Raw genomic sequence first — 18,706 nt, forward strand, 5'->3', positions numbered from 1 at the left:
GGAACGCCATTCAGGCTAAGCTGCCCAACACCTGTCCTCCTAATAAGAAGCGATCTGCACCATGGGTAGAGTTGTTGCGGCAGCCGTTTACAGCGCCGGTAAGAAAGTCACGGATATCACCCTCGACGAAGGCGCCGCCTGGGCCGCCAAACCCGACCATTTTGTGTGGATCGGCCTGGAAGAACCCAGCGCCCAGGAGCTGGCCAACCTGCAACGCCAGTTCAACCTGCATGAGCTGGCCATCGAAGACGCCCTGGAAAAACACAGCCGCCCCAAGCTTGAAACCTTCGGCGATGCGCTGTTTATCGTCACCTACTCACCGGTGCGCGAAAACGGCAAGCTGGAGTTTATCGAGACCCATATCTTCGCCGGCAACGGCTACATCATCACCGCCCGCAACGGCCACTCGGCGTCCTACGGTTTTGTGCGCCAGCGCTGTGAGGCGCGGCCGTTGTTGCTGGAGCATGGGGAAGATTTCGTACTCTATGCGCTGCTGGATTTCGTCACCGAAAACTACCAGCCGGTGAGCGAAGCGATCCACGCCGAGATTGATGAGTTGGAGCGCAACGTGCTGTGCAGTTCCCTGAGCGAGCACGATATCCAAAACCTGCACGGCCTGCGCCGCGATGTGCTGCGGCTCAAACGGTATGTGGCGCCGATGGTGGAGATCAGCCAGGAGCTGCAGAAGCTCAGCTTCCCATTTATCGACAAGAATATGCGCCCGTATTTTCGCGATGTGCAGATCCACGTGACGCGGCAGATGGAGGACCTCACTACCCTGCGCGATATCGCCAGCCAGACCATCGAAATCGGTGTGTTACTGGAGGCTTCGCGGCAAAGCGTGGTGCAGCGCAAGTTCGCCGCCTGGGCGGCGATTCTGGCATTCCCCACGGCGGTGGCGGGGATTTATGGGATGAACTTCCAGAACATGCCCGAGCTGCAATGGCACTACGGCTATTTTGCGGTGCTCGGGTTTATTGCGGTGGGCTGCACCAGTTTGTGGGCCAGCTTTAAACGGTCGGGCTGGCTTTAAGCCGCAGCCTCTGGCTTGTGGGCGACAAAGCGCATCATCCATTCCGCCACGGTGGCACCGTGGTGGTCACGCGCAAGGCTGGCCACGCCGTGGGTGTAGACCTTTTCGCCCAGGGTTGTCTGAAGAATCTCCAGTAACTCGCGGGAATAGTCGTGGATAAACTCCGGGTGGCCCTGGAAGCACAGCACCTGGTCTTCGATGTGGTACGCGGCATACGGGCAAAAATCGCTGGAGGCGATCACCGTGGCGTTGTCCGGCAGCGCGGTGACCTGGTCCTGGTGGCTGATCAGCAAGGTCAATTCTTCCACCACCGGGCTCATCCACGGCGCCTTGGCGTTGAGCTTGTAGTCGTGGATGCCCATGCCCCAGCCTTGGCTGGCGCGTTCGGTCTTGCCGCCCAGCAGCAGCGCGAGTAACTGGTGACCGAAACACACGCCCAGCAACTTGTCGCCACGCTCGTAGCGCTCAAGCACGTAGGTTTTGAGGGTTTGGATCCACGGGTCGGTGCCGAAGGAATCGGCCTTGCTGCCGGTGATCAGGTAGGCGTCAAACACCTCGTCAGCAGGCGGGTATTCGCCCTGCACCACGTTGTAGATGACGAATTCGGCGGCAATCGGTTGCTTGGAGAACAGGCGCTTGAACATCTGCCCGTACCCTTGGTATTGATCGATCAAGCCTGGACGCAGGATATCGGTTTCCAGGATACAGACGCGTAGCGACATAAAAAATACCTGACACGGTGATGGGAATAATGCACAGCCCAGAGCCTGCCTTGAAACACCCCAGCAAAGCAAGTCCCGCCGCGTGACGACCTGTGGGAGCGGGCTTGCCCGCGATAGTGGTGTGTCAGCCACTGCAAATATCGGCTGATATGACGCTATCGCGGGCAAGCCCGCTCCCACAGGGGTTCTCCATCATTCAAAACAGGGCGGTTTGATCAGGCAAATAGTTCACCCCGTGCAGCCTTCTCAAGCAACAACGCTGGCGGTGAGAACCGCTCGCCATATTGCTCGGCCAGGTAACGCGCCCGGGCAATGAAGTCGTTCAGGCCATACTGGTTGATAAACTGCAGCGCACCGCCACTCCACGCGGCAAAGCCAATGCCGAAGATAGAGCCCACATTGGCATCCGCCGTGGACATCAACACGCCCTCCTCCACGCACCGCACGGTTTCAATCGCCTGAATAAACAGTAAACGGTCGCGCACATCCTGCGCTGAGATCTGTTTGCCGGGTTGTTCAAAGCGGGTTTTCAGCTCGGGCCACAGATGCTTGTGCCCGCCTGCGGGGTAGTCGTAAAAACCGCCGCCTGCCGCCTTGCCCGTGCGTTTGTATTCATTCACCAACAGATCGATCACAGCCGTCGCCGGGTGAGCCGGCACTTGCTTGCCTTCGGCTTGCAGATCCTTCGCCGTCTGCTGTCGGATATGGCTCATCAAGCTGAGGGACACTTCATCCGACACCGCCAACGGCCCCACCGGCATACCGGCCTTGCGCGCTTCGGTTTCGATCATCGGCGCTGCCACGCCTTCGCCGAGCATGGCGATGCCTTCGTTGGTGAAGGTGCCGAACACCCGCGAGGTGAAGAAGCCGCGGCTGTCGTTGACCACTATCGGGGTTTTCTTGATTTGCAGTACGAAATCAAAACCTCGGGCCAGGGTTTCGTCGCGGGTGTGTGCGCCCTTGATGATTTCTACCAGCGGCATCTTGTCGACGGGGCTGAAGAAATGCAGGCCAATGAATTGGCCTTGATCGGGCACCGCTGTTGCCAGGCCAGTGATGGGCAAGGTGGAGGTGTTGGAAGCGATCACGGCATCGCTGCCGACCACGCTTTGCGCCGCCGCCGTGACTTTGGCTTTGAGTTCACGGTCCTCATACACCGCTTCGATGATCAGGTCGCAGCCGGCCAGGTCGGCATCGGAGGCCGTAGGATGAATCCGCGCCAAGGTGCTTTCCCGCTGTTCGGCGGTCGATTGCCCACGACTTACTTTCTTGTCCAGCAGCGCGGCAGAATGCGCCTTGCCCTTCTCGGCCGCCGCCAGGTTGATGTCCTTGAGCACCACCTCAACGCCCGCACAGGCACTCACATACGCAATGCCCGCGCCCATCATCCCGGCGCCCAGCACGCCCACCTTACGCGTGACATAAGGGGCAAAACCTTTCGGCCGTGAGCTGCCGGCGTTGATCTCATTGAGCTGAAACCAGAAGGTGCCAATCATGTTTTTCGCCACTTGCCCGGTGACCAACTCGGTGAAGTAGCGGGTTTCGATCAGGTGCGCAGTGTCGAAATCCACTTGGGCGCCTTCTACAGCCGCACAGAGAATTTTCTCCGGCGCGGGGAAGCAGCCATTGGTTTTACTGCGCAAAATCGACGGCGCGATGGCCAGCATCTGCGCAACTTTTGGATTTGACGGCGTGCCGCCGGGGATCTGGTAGCCCTTGTTGTCCCACGGTTGTTTGGCCTCGGGATTGGCCAAAATCCAGGCGCGGGACTTGGCCAGCAGCTCATCGCGATCCGCCGCCAGCTCATTGATCAAACCCGCCTGCAACGCCTGCTGCGGCCGCACTTTTTTACCTTCCAGCAAATACGGCAAGGCCTTTTCCAGCCCCAGCATGCGCACCATGCGCACTACCCCGCCGCCGCCCGGTAATAGGCCCAGGGTGACTTCCGGCAGGCCAAGCTGGGTAGATTTGTCATCCAGCGCAACGCGGTAATGACACGCCAGGCAAATCTCCCAACCGCCGCCCAGCGCTGCGCCATTGATCGCGGCCACCACCGGTTTACCGAGAGTTTCCAGGCGCCGCAGTTGCGCCTTCAACACCAGCACGCTGTCGTAGAAAGCCTTGGCGTGGGCTTTGTCGACTTTGATCAGTTCATTGAGGTCGCCACCGGCGAAAAAAGTCTTCTTCGCCGAGGTGATAACCACGCCGGCGATGTTGGCCTTTTCCGCCTCAAGGCGTGTGACGATGGCCGCCATGGCCTCCCGGTACACGCCGTTCATGGTGTTGGCGCTCTGGCCGGGCATGTCGAGGGTCAGCACCACAATCTGGTCCTGGCCTTTTTCGTAACGAATGGCTTCGGTCATGACAAATTCCTTGGGCTCAGAGGCGTTCGATGATGGTGGCGATGCCCATGCCACCGCCGACACACAGGGTGGCCAGGCCGTAGCGCTGCTGACGCACCTCCAGCTCGTCGAGCAGGGTGCCGAGGATCGCGCAGCCGGTGGCGCCCAGCGGGTGGCCCATGGCGATGGAGCCGCCGTTGACGTTGACTCGGGCGGCGTCGATGCCCATGTCTTTGATGAACTTGAGAACCACAGAAGCAAACGCTTCGTTGACTTCGAACAGGTCGATGTCTTCAACGCGCAGACCGGCTTTGGCCAACGCCTTGCGCGTCGCCGGTGCGGGGCCGGTGAGCATGATGGTCGGGTCGGTGCTGGTCACCGCCGTAGCGACGATGCGCGCCCGTGGTTGCAGGCCCAATTCACGGCCCTTGGCCTCGGAGCCGATCAGCATCAACGCAGCGCCGTCGACAATGCCGGAGCTGTTGCCGGGCGTGTGTACATGGTGGATACGCTCCACATGGCTGTAGACCCGCAGCGCGGTGGCGTCGAACCCCATCTGCCCCATCATTTCGAAGCTTGGCTTGAGCTTGCCGAGGCCTTCGAGGGTGGAGTCACCACGGATAAATTCATCATGGTCCAACAGCACGATGCCGTTCTGATCCTGCACCGCAATCAGCGACTTGTTGAAGGAACCGTCTGCACGAGCCCTGGCCGCTTTCTGCTGGGACTGTAGGGCGAAGGTGTCGACGTCCTGGCGGGTGAAGCCTTCGAGTGTAGCGATCAGGTCCGCACCAATGCCTTGTGGCGTGAAGTGGCTGTGCAGATTGGTCTGCGGGTCGAGCACCCAGGCGCCGCCGTCGCTGCCCATAGGCACGCGGGACATGGACTCGACACCGCCGACCACCACCAGGTCTTCGAAGCCCGAGCGCACTTTCATTGCGCCAAGGTTCACCGCTTCGAGGCCCGAGGCGCAGAAGCGGTTGATCTGCACGCCAGCAACGCTGACGTCCCAGTCGGCCACCAGTGCAGCGGTCTTGGCAATGTCGGCGCCCTGGTCACCCACCGGGGTGACGCAGCCAAGGACGATGTCATCTACCTGGCGCGTGTCGAGGTCGCTGCGTTGCGCCAGCGCCGTCAGCAGGCCCGCCACCAGGTTGACCGGTTTGACGCTGTGCAGGGCACCATCGGCCTTGCCTTTGCCACGGGGCGTACGTATCGCATCAAAGATCAAAGCTTGGGTCATGACATCCTCGAGCAGCCAGTGCGTGTGTGCCTACCTTCAGGCCCGATTGACACGGTTTCAATGACCGATGCGCTCATTGCTTTTGACCCCCTCGCTCGGACGAACGGTAGGCAGCTATGGGAAACCGCTGATTAATCGTTTTAGCTGTCTAGCCCTAGGGCTGGCGCCAAGATGGCACTAAGCCTCATGCCGTTTTTAGCGCAAATACTGATTAGCTGATATGAAATGGATCTAAGCCGCGAAGAACGAGGGCTCTAAGGTTGAATCAGTAGGAAGCTGCTGCCGGGTTTTGCTGGGGCAGTTGTAAGAAAAGTGCAACGTCACATCGCGATACTGAAATTTATCGGCACGCATTTGACGCTCAGGAATAACAACAAAAGGCAGTCAGCCATGTTTAAACATTCGAAAGTACGTCAGGCGGGACTTATTCTGTTCGCCACCACACTGATTCTGATCCTGCCCAATTTAACCAAGGTTATCGGGTGACGATTCAGCCTCCAGATTCCGTGCACACACAGCACCAGGACTGCAGCTTTTGGCAGCACCTGCCAGGACATTGCGCATAGCGGTCCTGTTGCAGGGGCTGTCTTTTTGCGCGCAGCTTTCCGGTATTGTGGGCGCCACCGCCACCTAGAACCGGGCTCTCCCTTGAAACCGATCCTTGCCTTCCTCGCTTTGCTGTTGGCCCTGCCGGCAACGGCCGCGCAATTGACCATCGAACTCGACCACACCCGCAAGACCTGGCAGACCGCTGAGCTGCTCAAGCACCCGGATGCGCAGACGGTGCAGATCGTCGATGACGTTTCCTACAAGCGCACTATGACCTATCGCGCCGTGCCGCTGGCCTCTCTGCTACCGGGTCTCACGCCTGCGAACCATCTGCAAGCCGTGGCCCTGGATGGGTTCGCCGCAGAACTGACAGCCGCGCCGCTTCTGGAGAAACACGGTGCCCGCGCCTGGCTGGCAGTGGAAGACCCGGCCCAGCCGTGGCCTGCACTGGCAGACGGTAAACCGAGTGCCGGGCCGTTTTATCTGGTATGGACCGACCCGCAAGCCGGGCATATCAGCCCTGAACAGTGGCCGTTCCAGGTGTCCGAGATCAAGCAATTGAAGACGGTGGCTGAGCGTTTTCCGGCCTTGTTGCCTGACCCGAAGTTGGCGGCGAATGACCCGGTCAACCAGGGCTTTGCGCTGTTTCAGAAGAATTGCCTGGCGTGTCATCGGCTCAATGGCGCCGGCGATGCGCAGGTGGGGCCGGACTTGAATATTCCCTACAACCCCACCGAGTATTTCAGCGGGGATTTCCTCAAGCGTTACATCCGCGACCCGCAGAGCTTGCGGCATTGGCCACAGGCGAAGATGCCGGCGTTTAACGCCAGTGTGCTGCCCGATGGCGAGTTGGATTTGCTGGTGGGGTACTTGAAGCATATGGCGGGGCGTAAGCAACAACCCTAAGCCCATCACAAATCCAATGTGGGAGCTGGCTTGCCTGCGATAGCGGCCTGCCAGCCCGCACAGGTGTAGCTGACCCACTGCTATCGCAGGCAAGCCAGCTCCCACACTTAAAGTGCTGTGCCTATTGCTGCTGCACCGAAATCACCGGCGTCGGCGCCACGAACACCTTGGCATGCATTTGCTCATGCCCACCGCCTCTGCGCATACCGCGCACCGGGCAGGCGTCGAGGTAATCCAAACCTACGGCCAGCTTCAAATGCCGCTCCGGTCGGGCCAGTTGGTTGGTCACATCAAAGCTGTACCAGGCGTCATCCAGCCAGGCTTCGGCCCAGGCGTGGCTCGCCAGGTGCGTGCTGTCTTCGGTGTACAAATACCCCGACACATACCGCGCAGGTATCCCCAGGCTGCGCGCGCAGGCCAGGAACGCGTGGGTGTGGTCCTGACACACGCCTGCACGCCCGGCAAAGGCCTGGGCCGCGCAGGTGTCGACTTCGGTGGCGCCAGGCGTGTAGACCATTGATTGGTTGAGCGCGTGCATCAGGTCGATCAACGCGTTGCGATCGCGACGTTGCTGGCAGTGCTGTTGCGCAAAACCCAGCAATGCTTCATCGGGTTCTGTCAGGCGCGTGCTGCGCAGGAACGGAAACGCTGACTGGTTCTCGTGTTCCGCCTCACGCAACTCGTCGATATCCACCTGGCCTCGGGCGCCAATAATGATCGCATCGTGGGGCTCATCCAGGGTCAACACGTGCAGGATATTGCCGAACGGGTCGACTTGCGCGCGCACCGGGCGCGGCAAATCCAGCTGCCAGCTGATCACATGCTGGCGCTCGCTGTCGTGGGGCGTAAGGCGCAGGTACTGAATGCTGGCGCGCACCTGGTCTTCGTAGTGGTAGGTGGTTTCGTGGCTGATGGAGAGTCTCATGCGGCCTCCAGGTAGGAACTGTAAATGGCGTCGCCCAACTGGCGCACCAAGGGGATGAAGTCGGTCAGCCAGGCGTGCAGGCCTTCCTCGATGATTTCGTCAATGGCGGTAAAGCGCAGGCGCGCGTCCATCTCGGCGGCCAGGCGCTGGGCCGGACGGCCGTTGATGCCGGGCAGGCTGGCGAGGATCTGGTCGATCTCTTCGCTGCACGCCCTTAATGAGCGCGGGACGTCGGCGCGTAGCAACAGTAATTCAGCCACTTGCCGGGCGCCGGGCGCGTCGCGGTAGATCTCGGTGTAGGCCTCGAACGACGACAAGGCGCGCAGCAGGGCGCTCCACTGATAGTAGGCGTGGGCCGTGCCGTCGGTGACGACGGCTGCTTGGTCACCGGCCATTTCGTAGCGAGCGTCAAGCAGCCGCAGGGTGTTGTCGGCGCGTTCGATAAAGGTGCCCAGGCGAATAAAGCGAAACGCATCGTTACGCATGATGGTGCCGTAGGTGGCGCCCCGGAACAGGTGCGAGCGCTCCTTGACCCATTCACAAAAACGGCTCATGCCATAACGGCTAAGCCCTTGCCGGGCGATATCGCGAATATCCAGCCAGGTGGTGTTGATGTTTTCCCACATGTCAGCGGTAATTCGCCCGCGCACCGCATGGGCGCTGGCCCGCGCGGCGCCGAGGCAGCTGTAGATGCTCGCCGGGTTGGCCGCGTCCAGTGCGAAAAAGTGCAGCAGGCGCTCGGCATGCAACTCGCCGTGACGCGCGTGGTAATCATCGAGGGTGCCGGTGATCAGCAGCGGCATGGCCAGTTCGTGCAGGCCATCGCCGCGTCCATCCTGGGGCATCAGCGACAGCGAATAGCTGACATCAAGCATGCGCGCGAGGTTTTCCGCGCGCTCCAGGTAGCGAGACATCCAGTACAAATCCGAGGCAGTTCTACTCAACATGGTTCAATCCTCGACCACCCAGGTGTCTTTGGTGCCGCCGCCCTGGGACGAGTTGACCACCAGCGAACCTTCACGCAGCGCCACGCGGGTCAGGCCGCCGGGGACCACGCGGGTTTCCTTGCCGGACAAGACGAACGGGCGCAGGTCGATATGCCGTGGCGCGATGCCGTTTTCAACAAAGGTCGGGCAGGTGGATAAACACAGGGTCGGCTGGGCGATATAGGCGTGGGGTTTGGCCTTGATACGGGCGCGGAAGGCTTCGATTTCCGCCGCAGTGGAGGCTGGGCCGACCAGCATGCCGTAGCCGCCGGAGCCTTGGGTTTCCTTGACCACCAGATCCGGCAGGTTGGCCAGCACGTGGGACAATTCATCAGGCTTGCGGCATTGAAAGGTCGGCACGTTCTGCAGGATCGGTTCTTCATCCAGGTAAAACCGGATCATCTCAGTAACGAACGGATACACCGATTTGTCATCCGCCACCCCGGTGCCGATCGCATTGGCCAGCACCACATTGCCCGAGCGGTATGCGGCCAGCAGGCCGGGCACGCCGAGCATCGAGTCGGGGTTGAAGGCCAGCGGGTCGAGGAACGCATCGTCGAGGCGACGGTAGATCACGTCCACGGCCTTGGGACCGTCGGTGGTGCGCATGAACACACGGTCATCACGCACGAACAGGTCGGCGCCCTCCACCAGTTCCACGCCCATCTCACGAGCCAAAAAGGCATGCTCGAAAAACGCACTGTTAAAACGCCCCGGTGTCAGCACTACCACGCTTGGGTTATCCAGTGGGCTTGAGCTTTTCAGGGTGTCGAGCAGCAGGTTGGGATAGTGGTCGATGGGCGCAATGCGCTGGGCCGCAAACAGTTCCGGGAACAGGCGCATCATCATCTTGCGGTCTTCGAGCATGTAGCTCACACCGCTCGGCGTGCGCAAATTGTCTTCCAGCACGTAGTACGTGCCGTCACCGTCGCGTACGAGGTCGACGCCGGAGATGTGGGAATACAGATCACGGTGCAGGTTCAAGCCCTGCATGGCCAGTTGGTATTGGTCATTGGCCAGCACTTGTTCGGCGGGGATGATGCCGGCCTTGATGATGCGTTGCCCGTGGTACAGGTCGGCCAGGAACAGGTTCAGCGCCTTGACCCGTTGAATGCAGCCACGCTCGACCATCCGCCATTCACTGGCGGGAATGCTGCGTGGGATGGTGTCAAACGGGATCAGGCGCTCGGTGCCCTGCTCGTCCCCGTAAAGGGTGAAGGTGATGCCGGCACGGTGGAACAGCAAATCGGCTTCACGCCGACGTTGCGCGAGCAGTTCGGCGGGCGTATCAGCCAACCAGCGGGCGAACTCGCGGTAATGGGGCCGGACCTGCCCTGCCCCGTCGTACATTTCATCGTAATAAGTGCGGGTCATGCCGTACTCCTTGTCACTCGGACGCAAGCCGTGTTGCAAGGCCCGCGCCATCGGCATAAACACTTAAAAATCAGTGAGTTGAATAAATAACGGAATTCACTCGCACCTTCCTGGTGCGCAGAATGCCCGCCGTCACGCCCCGCGCTTCATCGTAATGCGGGTTTTGACTATCAACAGCATAGCCAGAGTTGATTTCACTGCCCGCCCACGCTTGCGGATAATCACCCCCATCGGCTGAACAGGACACGTCCTACAGTTTCAGCGAACCGCTCTTCCCTTTGGGCCACCCTGTTGGGGTGGCTTTTTTTTGGTGCAAGAAAAGTGAGGTGGGCGGTTAGGAGATTTCATACAGCACACACAAAAACGGCCGACCCTAAGGTCAGCCGATACGCTGCTTTACTCATACAAATCGCACTACATGGGTAACCCACGCACCTCCTGCTTTACGCCCCATCCCTCGATGATGCCGCCCAGCGGTTCCACCACCGCCTCAAAGTCTTGCTCGAAGTCTCCTATGCCGTCGTAGGTTGCGAACATGATTTTGCTCAATTCCAGGTACCAGGCGCCATCGTCGCGCGCGCTGACCTGGGCATTCAGGGATTCCCCGCGAAAGCGACCCGCAGCCCTGCGCGCACGTTCCTCATCCGGGAAAATGGCGTAGAACTCGATGGGGTGAAAACGCGAGAAGTCGAACCCGCCTTCTTTCATCCGGCGCAGTACGTTGGTGCTGATGTCTTCTTGATAGGCTGTGCTCATGAAACGTCCTCCTCAAACCGATGGATAGACTTTCCGTGCTTCCCGAAGCCCGCGCCCTACTGGCGCGGGAGCTACGACAAATACAACACCGTTGGAAAACAAGCCTGTAGCTGACAAGACCAGACCTTAGCGATTCATTCGCTGATCTCAATTGCAGAGTAGCGCGAAGCTATCACCTCCACCAGAGGGGTTTCGTGGTCCTACAGGAAATGTTCAGGCGGCGGGTGAGATGTCGAGGATTTGAATGCTGTTCTGATCTTTGAGGATCTTGACCGTCGGCTCGGGCTTGCGGCCCTCCAGGTCATTGAGATCAAGTTCGGCGGCCACGGGCACGAGCTTGTTGCGGATCATGTGCGCCGCATCTTCGAGGCTGGGCTTTTGCGCGCAGGCGAACTGCTCCACGGTCTTTACACCGTGATCATCTACGAAGGTAATCTGCCACGTTTGCATCGGTGCCTCCTCGATAAAGCCCATGTGTGGGCTCACATCTATCTGGACCTTGAGCGGTCGGCAAACGTTCCACTCAAGGCCTCGGGCACCGGATCAACTGCGCTTATTTTTCAGCGTGTTCTTTCAAGGCTTTCAAGGTGTTAAACGGTGCGTCCACCACGAACTTGTTGGCCAGCCACGATGGCACGCTGCCGCCTGGCTCGGTGTGCACCTGGTAAGTGACTTCGGTCTGGTTATCGCCCTTTGGCACCAGTTTCCAGTAACCTTCCACTTGGGCTACGCGCACGTAACCTTTGACTTCGGGCTGATAAGTCGGCACTTCCAGCAGTTTGCGGGTCACGGTGCCGTCGGCGGCCTTGGAAGTGGTGATCTCCAGGATCGAGTCGCGGTCGGTCACCGGAAACGGCGCCTTGAACTGGGTGTAGGTCCAGCTCTTGTCACCTTCGGTCTTGAGCAGTTTTTGCGATTTGCATTCGTGGATCCAGGCGCAGGCACCGGCCACGTCTTCCTGCAGGGCCTGGATCTTGGCGACGGGGGCTTTGATCAGGGTGACACCGCGATAAGCCTTGTACTTGGAGCCGGCAATTTCGCTCAAGGACACTTTGATACCGTCTTCGTCCTTGGCGACTTGCCAATCTTCAGCCTGGGCAGTGGCAGCAAACAACACCGTAAAACCGCACAACACAGCCAATCGTTTCAACGAACCCATTGTTGTATTCCTTATTTTTGAAGTTCCGATAGTAAAGCCCATCAAGCCGCCGTCATCTGCTCCCACCAGCCGATCAAACGGATCGCATCGGCCTGATCATTGCCGCACACCTCAAGGTCTGCCTTGAAATCACTGCACACCGCCGGCCGCTCCGGTTGCCCGAACAGCTGGCATAGCTGTTCGACCGACAGGTGCAGGCAACGTTCTCCCGCAGGTTTGCCATTGGGCATTCCCGGTAACGGTGAACTGATGGAGGGGGCAATGCAGCATGCGCCACAGCCTTCACGGCATTTCATGACCGGCAGGTCCTCGACGACTCAATATGGATGGCCGGGCTAGAGTACGCCCTTAAACAGCCGTTTTAAAATGGTCTAACAGGGGTTTTTCGCACAAAACAAAAGTGACCGACCAGTCTGCGACAGATGGTCGAGGGCGTGCGTCACCTAAGCGCGCAATTTTATTGCTTGAATTCGAAATCCAGCGCAGCGCCTTCAATGTCGCGGCGCTCTTCGTTACGCAGCTGCAACTGCATCTGGTTGCTCAGTAGGCGGCCATTGATCTGGAACGCGCTGTTGTCGGTGGGTTTTTCCGCAAACATCGGCGGCAACAGCGGCACGCTCTTGGGTTTAGGCATAGTGCCGAGGGGCTGCAAGTGCCTGACCATTTCGGTTGGCAAGGACAGGTCCAACTGTGCCGGTGGCAGTTTGGTCTGGGCTACTTCGTGGGCAGATTTGGATTTACTCGCCACCGGTGCACGTTTTTTCACGACGCCGGTTTTTTTCTTGGCCGCCGGGGCTTTTTTAACCGGCGCCGGTTTCTTCGCCGAAGTCTTCTGCTGGGTATTGGCTGCGGGCTTGCTTTCAGTCACGGGGGCTGCCGCCAGGACGGTGCCGACGTTACACAGACTCAACAGGCCAATTACCACAACAGCACGAAAAATAGAGGTCATATTGCCTACAGCATTAACGGCAGAGGGCCATATGCTCGCTTGTTGAACGCGGCATGACAAGCCTGCTGATCAGTCGGTCAACATGAGTGTCCCCTTTACGCGCCTCAGCCCTGGTTCAAAACCCGGCCGCAGTTTCCTGGCACAACTGGCTGGCCAACATCCCCAGCGTCATCAGCGCCCGCTCTGCCTCACGGTTCCACGGCGTGCCGCAGTTAAGGCGAATACAGTGGTTAAACTGTTCCGTATTACTGAAGATGACTCCCGGTGCAATGCTGATGCCCTGCTGCAGCGCACGCACGTGCAGTTCCTGGGTATTGACCCTGCCGGGCAAACTGACCCACAGGATAAAGCCGCCGGTCGGCCGAGTCATCTGCGTGCCTTCGGGGAAATACTGCTGCACCGCCAGCTGGAATGCGCTGAGGTTCTTGCGGTATTCCTGGCGGATGTAGCGCAGGTGCCGGTCGTAGCCACCGTTCTCCAGGTACGCCGCCACACCCATCTGGGTGACGCTGCACGCCGAGTGGGTGCTGAACATTTGCAGCCGCTGGATTTCCTGCTGGTACTTGCCGGCAATCATCCAGCCGATGCGCACGCCGGGGGACAGGGTTTTGGAGAAACTCGAGCAATAGATCACCCGATCCAGGCGGTCATAGGCTTTGAGCGCCTTGGTGCGGCCCAGTTCGAACATCAGCTCGCCGTAGATATCGTCCTCGACGATCTGGATATCGAAATCCGAGGCCAGGCGCAGCAACTGTTTCTGCCGTTCCTCGGGCATGGTCGCGCCCAGCGGATTGCTCAGGCGCGTGGTCAGCACCAAGGCCTTGATCGACCATTGGTTGGCCGCCAGTTGCAGCGCCTCAAGGCTCATGCCCGTAGCCGGGTCGCTGGGGATCTCGATGACTTTGAGGCCCAGCAGGTCGGCCAGTTGCAGCAAGCCGTAATAGGTCGGTGATTCAGCCGCGATGAGGTCGCCCGGACGGGTCAGTACGCGCAACGACATCTGCAACGCATCAACGCACCCGTGGGTGATCACCACTTCGGAGGGGTCCACTACCACGCCAGCATCGCGCATGCGAATCGCCACCTGGCGGCGCAATGGTTCAAAACCCGGGCTGAACATGTAGCTGAAGGCCCGCGGGCTTTGGAAGCGCGTGACCTTGGCCAGTTGCTGGTGCAACGCGCGCACCGGCAAATAATCGACACTCGGCACGGCCGCACCCAGCGGAAATACGCCTTCGCGGCGCGACTCGACCAACACCTGCTGGATAATGCTGCTGCGGGTGACCAACCCCGGACGCTCAACCCGGGCGATATCCGGCGTCGGCGCCGTGAGCGCAGGCGTCTGGTGCACGTAATAACCCGACTGCGGCCGCGCGCGGATCAGCCCCTGGTCTTCCAGGTTCGCATACGCCTGCAACACCGTGGCGTGGCTGACGTTGAGCTGTGAGCTCATCTTGCGCACCGAAGGCACGCGCTCGCCGGGTTGATAGACACCGCGCCGGATGTCCTCAGCCAGTTGCTGGGCGATACGTTGGTAAAGCAACAGATTGGTCATGACGCAGCACTCGATTTCACGGGTATTTTATTTTTGTGTGAAACATACCGGCACAGTTTAGAAGTGTACGGGGACAGTTGCCACAATAGTCGAGCGCGGGCGGCAGTGATAGAGAAAACTGTAGAGGCAAGGTGCATAAAAAAACCGATCAATGATCGGTTCTGTGTGTACGCGGCAACCTGTGGGGAGCTGGCTTGCCTGCGATAGTATCGCCTCGGTTTGCCTGACATACCGAGGCGCCTGCATCGCAGGCAAGCCAGCTCCCACACTGATCGATGCAGGTTTTTAGCGAGCGGCGCCCAGCTGGCCTTTTTCGTCGGAGAACACAATTTCCACCCGGCGGTTCTGCGCGCGGCCGCGCTCTGAGGCGTTGGCCTCTACCGGGTACTGGTCACCGTAGCCCTCGACCTGGATACGTTTTTCATCAATCCCCAGGTCCATCAGCACATCAGCCACCGATTGCGCACGGTCGCGCGACAGCTTGAGGTTTTCCTGCTCGCCACCGGTGTTGTCGGTATAACCCTCGATGCGCACCACGCGCTTGGGGTTCAACTGCAAGAACTGCACAATTTTCAGCACGGTGCGGTTGGCCGAGTTTTGCAGCTCGGCGTCACCGGTGTCGAACAACACATCGCCCAACGTCATGACCAGGCCGCGATTGGTCTGGGTGGTGGTCAGGCTGGCGATTTGCTCTTCGAGCCACTTGCCTTGCTGCTGCACGCTCGCCAACTTGCTCTCACGCAGGGCCAATTGCAGGCGCTGGCGTTCCAGCTCCAGCTTGGTGCCGCGCTCGGCGTTGAGCCCCTGCTCGGTGTGTTCGCGGGCGATCTCACTGTAGCGCTGGCTCAGGTAGGCGTAATGCACCACGTCGGGGCCGCTGCCCCAGTAGCTGGACAAGCGATCGGCGCGGGCCAGGGATTCGCCGGCACGAATCACATCCTTGGGCGCAAAACGCAGCACATTCGCGTCTTCCTTGACCTTCTGGAAGTCGCTGCCAGCCTGCTGCAACGCCTGCTCGCTGTTGGGCTGGCTGGCGCAACCGCCCAACGCCGCGCTGCCCAGCAGCAACACACAACTCAAACCACGGATCAGCGGGCTCATTGGGCTTCTCCCAGCTGCAATTGTTTGCGCAGTCGGGCGATGCGAGTGTTGAGCACGTTCAGTTGTTCCTGGCTTTTACGCGTCAATACCCGCGCTTCAGCCAGACGCGCATCCAGCTCGGCCTGTTCGGCCTGCATGCGCGCATCTTTGTAGGATTGGTCGGCCATGTCGGCCCGGGCCTTGGCGAACTTGTCTTCAGCCAGTTTCAGTTCAGGCGATTCATCGGTGCTGGCGCCCACGGCGTTGGCCTGTTCCAAGGCCTGCTGGGTGAGGCGTATTTGTTCGTTCGGCGCAGGATCAGCTGCACATCCCGCCAGAGCGACAACGGCGAGGGCCGCGAAAAGAGGTCGAAGAGTCACTGAAAATCCTTACTTTGCAGGGGTGCCGACGGGTTGCTGCAATTGCGCTTTCCAGCGTTCGAGGTTGCGCTGCAAAGCGGCTTGCGCGACACCAGACGCGGGTAATTCTGTCATCTTTTTCGCCAGCTGTCCGCGCAGCCACGGATCGTTGCAGGCGGAGTTGTGGGAAATCGCCAGGTACAGGCCGGGCTGGTCGACGGGTATTTCACGGGCGACAAGGTCGTTGCTCATGCCCAGCGTCTGGGCCATGGCCATGCCCGAGTAGCGCCCGGCCAGCACGTAGTCGACTTCACCCAGCAGCAGTTTCTGGAACGCCGGGGTCAAGTTGGGCAGGCGTTGCAAGCTGAGCTGCTGGCCAGCGAAGGTGTCGAAACCAGCGCTCAAGCGCGCACGCTCGGAGACCGCGCCTTTATGCCCGTGCAAGTCTTCAGCGCTGGTGTAGACCAGCGGCGAATCCTTGCGCGTCCACACCAGATAGTCGATCTGCACCAGTGCCGGATGGATGTAGTCGAGGGTTTCCAGCTCGCCCAGGTTCAGCGGCGCATCGGCGAGGATGTCCATGCGTCCGCTGCGCACTTCATCCAGGGCCAGGGAGCGTTTGCCGCCGTAAAGCAGGTCGATTTTAAGGCCCAGGTCCTTGCCGACTTGTTGCAGTACATCTGCCGTGGCGCCGATCAGGTGCGTTGGGTCTTGAGGGTCACGCCACAGCAACGGCGGCGCGTCCGGGCTGCCGGTAATCACCAGGCGCTCACATTTGCCGGCAGCCAGCGCGAGGCCGGGCAGTAGCGCCAATCCAAGTGTCAGTGCCAGCAATACGGGACGCAGATCCATGGCGGTTTCTCCGATGTTCAAAAAAGCCGGGCAAAAAAAAGCCCGGTCACAAGACCGGGCTCTTTATAAGTGAAGCAACTGGATTAGACCAGCTTCTCCAACTCGGGTACGGCTTCGAACAAGTCCGCAACCAGGCCGTAATCAGCCACCTGGAAGATTGGCGCTTCTTCGTCCTTGTTGATCGCAACGATCACCTTGGAGTCTTTCATACCGGCCAAGTGCTGGATCGCGCCGGAGATACCGACGGCGATGTACAGCTGTGGCGCAACGATTTTGCCGGTCTGGCCGACCTGCATGTCGTTGGGTACGAAACCTGCGTCGACGGCCGCGCGGGAAGCGCCGACCGCAGCGCCCAGCTTGTCGGCCAGGGCGTACAGGTGTTTGAAGTTGTCACCGTTCTGCATGCCGCGGCCGCCGGAAACGACGATTTTGGCAGCGGTCAGCTCAGGGCGATCCGACTTGGCCAGCTCTTCGCCAACAAAGCTGGAAGTGCCAGCGTCGTGGGCAGCAGCAACAGCTTCAATGGCAGCCGAACCACCTTCAGCGGCAACCGGGTCGAAACCGGTGGCACGCACGGTGATGACTTTGACCGAAGCGTTGGACTGTACGGTGGCAATGGCGTTACCGGCGTAGATCGGGCGCTTGAAGGTGTCAGCGCTTTCTACCGAGATGATCTCGGAGATCTGGTCAACGTCCAGCTGCGCGGCAACGCGTGGCAGGATGTTTTTGCCGTTGGAGGTGGCGGCAGCCAGGATGTGGCTGTAGCCAGCGCCCAGCTCAGCTACCAGCGGAGCAACGTTTTCCGGCAACTGATGCGCGTAGGCGGCGTTGTCAGCGTTCAGGACTTTGCTCACGCCCGCGATTTTCGCAGCGGCTTCAGCCACGGCGCCAGCGCCCTGACCTGCTACCAGCACGTGAATGTCGCCGCCGATTTTAGCGGCAGCGGCCACGGTGTTCAGCGTGGCCGGGGCCAGCACCTTGTTGTCGTGTTCGGCGATTACGAGGATAGCCATGATCAGATCACCTTCGCTTCGTTTTTCAGTTTCTCGACCAATTCAGCCACCGACTTGACCTTGATGCCCGCGCTGCGTGCAGCCGGTGCTTCAACCTTGACGGTCTTGTTGGTAGAGGCGGTGGAAACACCCAAAGCTTCTGGAGTCACCGACTCGAGCGGCTTCTTCTTGGCTTTCATGATGTTTGGCAGGGACGCATAGCGCGGCTCGTTCAAACGCAGGTCGGTGGTGACGATGGCCGGCAGTTTCAACGAAACGGTCTGTGCGCCGCCGTCGATTTCACGGGTCACAGCGACGCTGTCGCCGCTCACTTCGACTTTGGAAGCGAAGGTGCCCTGGCCGTAACCGGTCAGCGCAGCCAGCATCTGGCCAGTCTGGTTGTTGTCGCTGTCGATGGCTTGTTTGCCGAGGATCACCAGCTGAGGCTGTTCCTTGTCGACAACGGCCTTGAGCAACTTGGCCACGGCCAGGGAGGTCAGGTCTTCAGCCGACTCAACCAGAATGGCGCGGTCGGCGCCCAGGGCCAGGGCGGTACGCAGCTGCTCTTGAGCAGTGGTAGGGCCGATGGAAACCACCACGATTTCAGTCGCCACGCCTTTCTCTTTCAGGCGTACAGCTTCTTCCACAGCGATTTCGCAGAAAGGGTTCATCGACATTTTGACGTTAGCAAGGTCGACGCCGGAATTGTCCGCCTTGACGCGAACTTTCACGTTGTAATCGACAACGCGTTTGACAGCTACAAGAACCTTCATGGATTCCTCGTTACTCTCCGGTGAAAAGAAAGTCGCCTAGGCGAACCTGGCGGTTGATGCTCATCGGCACACAAGGGCACCTCCAAAAACTTCGGCGGATGACTTAGCGATGGGGAAATGATGACCGTTCGTCAGGGGTGACTGAGAGGTC

19 protein-coding genes are annotated in these 18,706 nt (G+C 59.8%); 2 read left to right on the forward strand and 17 right to left on the reverse strand.

From position 1 onward, the window contains the following. Positions 1-61 precede the first annotated feature (61 nt). The gene (locus HU759_RS22920) at positions 62-1,033 is read left to right on the forward strand and encodes a magnesium and cobalt transport protein CorA (protein WP_099548771.1); all 972 of its coding nucleotides are present in this window, start codon (positions 62-64) and stop codon (positions 1,031-1,033) included. Here HU759_RS22920 and HU759_RS22925 read toward each other — a convergent pair. The 3 genes from HU759_RS22925 to HU759_RS22935 form a co-directional block, all read right to left on the reverse strand. Continuing rightward, complete coding sequence (locus tag HU759_RS22925; RefSeq protein ID WP_017138323.1) at positions 1,030-1,755, reverse strand: amidotransferase; 726 nt, start codon at positions 1,753-1,755, stop codon at positions 1,030-1,032. The genes HU759_RS22920 and HU759_RS22925 overlap by 4 nt on opposite strands. Positions 1,756-1,970: 215 nt before the next feature. Continuing rightward, the gene (locus tag HU759_RS22930) at positions 1,971-4,118 is read right to left on the reverse strand and encodes a 3-hydroxyacyl-CoA dehydrogenase NAD-binding domain-containing protein (protein ID WP_169985018.1); all 2,148 of its coding nucleotides are present in this window, start codon (positions 4,116-4,118) and stop codon (positions 1,971-1,973) included. A gap of 16 nt (positions 4,119-4,134) precedes the next feature. Continuing rightward, positions 4,135-5,340: an acetyl-CoA C-acetyltransferase gene (locus HU759_RS22935; protein ID WP_017138325.1), complete on the reverse strand. Its 1,206-nt coding sequence runs from the start codon at positions 5,338-5,340 to the stop codon at positions 4,135-4,137. A 648-nt stretch (positions 5,341-5,988) separates the two neighbouring features. Between HU759_RS22935 and HU759_RS22940 the strand changes: the two genes are divergently transcribed. Next, a complete protein-coding gene (locus HU759_RS22940; RefSeq protein WP_017138326.1) occupies positions 5,989-6,795 on the forward strand; it encodes a cytochrome c in 807 nt (268 codons plus the stop codon). Between the two features lie 121 nt (positions 6,796-6,916). Here HU759_RS22940 and HU759_RS22945 read toward each other — a convergent pair whose 3' ends face one another. From HU759_RS22945 to HU759_RS23010, 14 genes are all read right to left on the reverse strand, one after another. After that, on the reverse strand, positions 6,917-7,720 hold the full coding sequence (locus tag HU759_RS22945; RefSeq protein ID WP_170040894.1) for a transglutaminase family protein: 804 nt from the start codon (positions 7,718-7,720) through the stop codon (positions 6,917-6,919). Then, complete coding sequence (locus HU759_RS22950; protein ID WP_017138328.1) at positions 7,717-8,667, reverse strand: alpha-E domain-containing protein; 951 nt, start codon at positions 8,665-8,667, stop codon at positions 7,717-7,719. The genes HU759_RS22945 and HU759_RS22950 overlap by 4 nt, the downstream gene beginning before the upstream one ends. 3 nt (positions 8,668-8,670) lie before the next feature. Then, positions 8,671-10,080: a circularly permuted type 2 ATP-grasp protein gene (locus HU759_RS22955; RefSeq protein WP_017138329.1), complete on the reverse strand. Its 1,410-nt coding sequence runs from the start codon at positions 10,078-10,080 to the stop codon at positions 8,671-8,673. Between the two features lie 414 nt (positions 10,081-10,494). Beyond that, positions 10,495-10,836, reverse strand: coding sequence for a ribonuclease E inhibitor RraB (locus HU759_RS22960; protein ID WP_003193463.1), 342 nt, complete (start codon positions 10,834-10,836; stop codon positions 10,495-10,497). A gap of 213 nt (positions 10,837-11,049) precedes the next feature. Further along, complete coding sequence (locus tag HU759_RS22965) at positions 11,050-11,286, reverse strand: hypothetical protein (protein WP_026013791.1); 237 nt, start codon at positions 11,284-11,286, stop codon at positions 11,050-11,052. 103 nt (positions 11,287-11,389) lie between these two features. Further along, positions 11,390-11,995 (reverse strand): START domain-containing protein, encoded by a 606-nt coding sequence (locus HU759_RS22970; RefSeq protein ID WP_099548766.1) that lies wholly within the window; start codon positions 11,993-11,995, stop codon positions 11,390-11,392. 41 nt (positions 11,996-12,036) lie between these two features. Further along, positions 12,037-12,291: a YkgJ family cysteine cluster protein gene (locus tag HU759_RS22975; protein ID WP_017138333.1), complete on the reverse strand. Its 255-nt coding sequence runs from the start codon at positions 12,289-12,291 to the stop codon at positions 12,037-12,039. A 161-nt stretch (positions 12,292-12,452) separates the two neighbouring features. Then, positions 12,453-12,944 carry a hypothetical protein gene (locus HU759_RS22980; protein ID WP_017138334.1) on the reverse strand — a complete coding sequence of 164 codons (492 nt, stop codon included), beginning with the start codon at positions 12,942-12,944 and terminating at the stop codon, positions 12,453-12,455. 115 nt (positions 12,945-13,059) lie between these two features. Further along, the gene (locus HU759_RS22985) at positions 13,060-14,499 is read right to left on the reverse strand and encodes a PLP-dependent aminotransferase family protein (protein ID WP_017138335.1); all 1,440 of its coding nucleotides are present in this window, start codon (positions 14,497-14,499) and stop codon (positions 13,060-13,062) included. A gap of 285 nt (positions 14,500-14,784) precedes the next feature. Further along, the gene (locus HU759_RS22990; protein WP_017138336.1) at positions 14,785-15,600 is read right to left on the reverse strand and encodes an OmpA family protein; all 816 of its coding nucleotides are present in this window, start codon (positions 15,598-15,600) and stop codon (positions 14,785-14,787) included. Further along, a complete protein-coding gene (locus HU759_RS22995; RefSeq protein WP_017138337.1) occupies positions 15,597-15,959 on the reverse strand; it encodes a DUF4398 domain-containing protein in 363 nt (120 codons plus the stop codon). The genes HU759_RS22990 and HU759_RS22995 overlap by 4 nt, the downstream gene beginning before the upstream one ends. Positions 15,960-15,968: 9 nt before the next feature. Then, complete coding sequence (locus HU759_RS23000) at positions 15,969-16,790, reverse strand: transporter substrate-binding domain-containing protein (protein WP_186617523.1); 822 nt, start codon at positions 16,788-16,790, stop codon at positions 15,969-15,971. 83 nt (positions 16,791-16,873) lie between these two features. After that, the gene (locus HU759_RS23005) at positions 16,874-17,803 is read right to left on the reverse strand and encodes an FAD-binding protein (protein ID WP_138453881.1); all 930 of its coding nucleotides are present in this window, start codon (positions 17,801-17,803) and stop codon (positions 16,874-16,876) included. A 2-nt stretch (positions 17,804-17,805) separates the two neighbouring features. Continuing rightward, a complete protein-coding gene (locus tag HU759_RS23010) occupies positions 17,806-18,555 on the reverse strand; it encodes an electron transfer flavoprotein subunit beta/FixA family protein (RefSeq protein WP_017138339.1) in 750 nt (249 codons plus the stop codon). Positions 18,556-18,706 lie beyond the last annotated feature (151 nt).

Origin of the sequence: Pseudomonas sp. OE 28.3 (genome assembly GCF_014268205.2) — a bacterium.
GTDB classification, from domain to species: Bacteria; Pseudomonadota; Gammaproteobacteria; order Pseudomonadales; family Pseudomonadaceae; genus Aquipseudomonas; species Aquipseudomonas edaphica.

Bases quoted from the DNA above. Each gene is read 5' to 3' on its own strand.
- HU759_RS22920 (WP_099548771.1), top strand. From the start codon at position 62: ATGGGTAGAGTTGTTGCGGCAGCCGTTTACAGCGCCGGTAAGAAAGTC.
- HU759_RS22925 (WP_017138323.1), bottom strand. From the start codon at position 1,755: ATGTCGCTACGCGTCTGTATCCTGGAAACCGATATCCTGCGTCCAGGC.
- HU759_RS22930 (WP_169985018.1), bottom strand. From the start codon at position 4,118: ATGACCGAAGCCATTCGTTACGAAAAAGGCCAGGACCAGATTGTGGTG.
- HU759_RS22935 (WP_017138325.1), bottom strand. From the start codon at position 5,340: ATGACCCAAGCTTTGATCTTTGATGCGATACGTACGCCCCGTGGCAAA.
- HU759_RS22945 (WP_170040894.1), bottom strand. From the start codon at position 7,720: ATGAGACTCTCCATCAGCCACGAAACCACCTACCACTACGAAGACCAG.
- HU759_RS22950 (WP_017138328.1), bottom strand. From the start codon at position 8,667: ATGTTGAGTAGAACTGCCTCGGATTTGTACTGGATGTCTCGCTACCTG.
- HU759_RS22955 (WP_017138329.1), bottom strand. From the start codon at position 10,080: ATGACCCGCACTTATTACGATGAAATGTACGACGGGGCAGGGCAGGTC.
- HU759_RS22960 (WP_003193463.1), bottom strand. From the start codon at position 10,836: ATGAGCACAGCCTATCAAGAAGACATCAGCACCAACGTACTGCGCCGG.
- HU759_RS22965 (WP_026013791.1), bottom strand. From the start codon at position 11,286: ATGCAAACGTGGCAGATTACCTTCGTAGATGATCACGGTGTAAAGACC.
- HU759_RS22970 (WP_099548766.1), bottom strand. From the start codon at position 11,995: ATGGGTTCGTTGAAACGATTGGCTGTGTTGTGCGGTTTTACGGTGTTG.
- HU759_RS22975 (WP_017138333.1), bottom strand. From the start codon at position 12,291: ATGAAATGCCGTGAAGGCTGTGGCGCATGCTGCATTGCCCCCTCCATC.
- HU759_RS22980 (WP_017138334.1), bottom strand. From the start codon at position 12,944: ATGACCTCTATTTTTCGTGCTGTTGTGGTAATTGGCCTGTTGAGTCTG.
- HU759_RS22985 (WP_017138335.1), bottom strand. From the start codon at position 14,499: ATGACCAATCTGTTGCTTTACCAACGTATCGCCCAGCAACTGGCTGAG.
- HU759_RS22990 (WP_017138336.1), bottom strand. From the start codon at position 15,600: ATGAGCCCGCTGATCCGTGGTTTGAGTTGTGTGTTGCTGCTGGGCAGC.
- HU759_RS23000 (WP_186617523.1), bottom strand. From the start codon at position 16,790: ATGGATCTGCGTCCCGTATTGCTGGCACTGACACTTGGATTGGCGCTA.
- HU759_RS23005 (WP_138453881.1), bottom strand. From the start codon at position 17,803: ATGGCTATCCTCGTAATCGCCGAACACGACAACAAGGTGCTGGCCCCG.
- HU759_RS23010 (WP_017138339.1), bottom strand. From the start codon at position 18,555: ATGAAGGTTCTTGTAGCTGTCAAACGCGTTGTCGATTACAACGTGAAA.